At 64.6% G+C, this 2,144-nt stretch carries 3 protein-coding genes; all 3 read left to right on the forward strand.

What is annotated here, in order from left to right; genetic code table 11:
- On the forward strand, positions 1 to 282 hold a 282-nt coding region (locus JHD07_RS20285; RefSeq protein WP_366864874.1), incomplete at its 5' end, for a chromate transporter.
- Between the two features lie 96 nt (positions 283 to 378).
- Positions 379 to 1,140: a tripartite tricarboxylate transporter TctB family protein gene (locus JHD07_RS20290; RefSeq protein WP_291625100.1), complete on the forward strand. Its 762-nt coding sequence runs from the start codon at positions 379 to 381 to the stop codon at positions 1,138 to 1,140.
- 4 nt (positions 1,141 to 1,144) lie between these two features.
- Positions 1,145 to 2,144: tripartite tricarboxylate transporter permease (locus JHD07_RS20295; protein WP_291625102.1), on the forward strand; the 1,000-nt coding region annotated here is incomplete at its 3' end.

The following is a 2,144-nucleotide window of genomic DNA, read 5'->3' on the forward strand; positions in this document are numbered from 1 at the left end:
CTGGCGATGTGCCTGCCGACGGCGCTGCTTGCCTATTATGTCAGCCGGCTCCTGAACCGCCCCGGCCAATCGCGCTGGCCCGGTGTGATTCAGGCTGCACTGGTTCCGCTTTCGATCGGTCTGATGGCGGCGAGCGCGCTGATCCTCGCCCAGTCGGCCGATCGCACGATTGCTGCACTGCTCCTGACCGTCGTGGTTGCGGTGATCGCATCAGTCTCGCGCATCAATCCACTGTGGCTCCTGCTGGCCGGCGGGATGTTGGGTTTTGCTGGCATTGTGTGACGAAAATCGCTAGGCAGTGGTCCGGGGCGGGGGATCCAGTTCCAGGCGATTTACAACAACAGTGCTCGTGACTTACGGGTCGCGGAGGAGACATGCATGGCCGACACGATGGGCCACTCAGCGACGGCCAACCGAAACACCCGGATGGCGCTCGGATTTTGTCTGCTGGCGATTGCGCCGCAGATCTTCGAATTGATCTGGTCGATCGGGACGATCTTCGGCTGGGGGGCCGGCCGCGGTCCGGCGGCGGTCATCACCGGCCATGTGACGGCGCTGCTGGCTGGCGCGCCGAGTGCCGTGTTCGGATCGTTCGGCGGCGGCACCAAGAAGATGTCGTCCGAGGTGCTGCTGGCGCTGATCTATTCCTACCCGCTGTTCGCGGTGGCGATCCTTACGCTGTTCATGACGATCCGATCGGCACAGGACTATGTCGGCGGCGTCGTCCTGATGGCCGTTGCGCTGTTCGCGCTGTATGCATCGAGCGATTTGCAGGGCATGCGGGGCTTCTCGTTCGGCGCAGGGACCGCGCCGCGCATGTTCGGCGGGCTGCTGGTCGCCTTGTCTGCCGCGATCGCGCTGACCGGTCTTCTGACCAATGGGCCGGCGATGGCCCACTATTCCTGGCGGGGACCGCTGTTCGTTGTGGTCGCGATCGTCTTCTTTGCCCTGTCGATCCGGTCCCTTGGTCTCATCGTCACGGCCTTCGGGAGCTTCATGATCGCGGCAGCGGGCTCGCACGAGACGCGCTGGCTCGAAGCGGCGATCGTCGGCGCCTGCCTGACTCTCGGTTGCGCAATCCTGTTTCCGTACGTGCTCGGACTGCCGATGCCGATGTATCCGCGTTTCCTGATCCAGTGAGGGCGTGATGGATATTTTTGCGAACCTCGCTCACGGCTTCGCCGTCGCATTTACTCCGATCAACCTTCTGATGTGTCTGATCGGCGCCCTGGTCGGCACGCTGGTCGGCGTGCTCCCCGGTATCGGCACCATCGCGACCGTCGCGATGCTGCTGCCGATCACGTTCGGACTGCCGCCGGTCGGCGCGCTGATCATGCTCGCCGGCATCTATTACGGCGCGCAATATGGCGGTTCGACCACGTCGATCCTGGTCAACATACCCGGTGAAGCGACATCGGTCGTGACAGCCATAGACGGTCACCAGATGGCGAAGCAGGGCCGTGCCGGCCCGGCATTGGCGATCGCGGCGATCGGCTCGTTCTTCGCCGGCTGCGTGGCCACTGTCCTGATTGCGATCCTCGGTGCGCCGCTCACGAAGCTCGCGCTGGCGTTCGGTCCGGCCGAATATTTCTCGCTGATGGTGCTCGGCCTGATCTTCGCGGTGGTGCTGGCCAAGGGCTCGGTGCTGAAGGCGATCGCGATGATCGTGTTCGGGCTGCTGCTCTCGATGGTCGGCTCGGACATCGAGACCGGCGCCTCGCGCATGGCCTTCAACATTCCGGAGCTTGCCGACGGCCTCGGCTTTGCGACGGTGGCGATGGGCGTGTTCGGCTTTGCCGAGATCATCCGCAATCTCGACCATGGCGCCGAGATGAACCGCGATCTCGTTCAGCAGAAGATCACGGGCCTGATGCCGACCAGGAAGGATCTGATCGATGCGACGCCGCCGATCCTGCGCGGCACCGTGCTCGGTTCCATTCTCGGTATTCTCCCCGGCGGCGGCGCGGTGATCGCCTCGTTCGCAGCCTACACGCTCGAGAAGAAGCTCGCCAAGAACCCGTCGCGGTTCGGCCGCGGCGCGATCGAGGGCGTGGCGGGGCCGGAGAGTGCCAACAATGCTGCGGCGCAAACTTCGTTCATCCCGCTGCTCACGCTCGGCATCCCGCCGAACGCGGTGATGGCCC

The organism is Bradyrhizobium sp. (assembly GCF_016462955.1).
Taxonomy (GTDB): Bacteria; Pseudomonadota; Alphaproteobacteria; order Rhizobiales; family Xanthobacteraceae; genus Bradyrhizobium.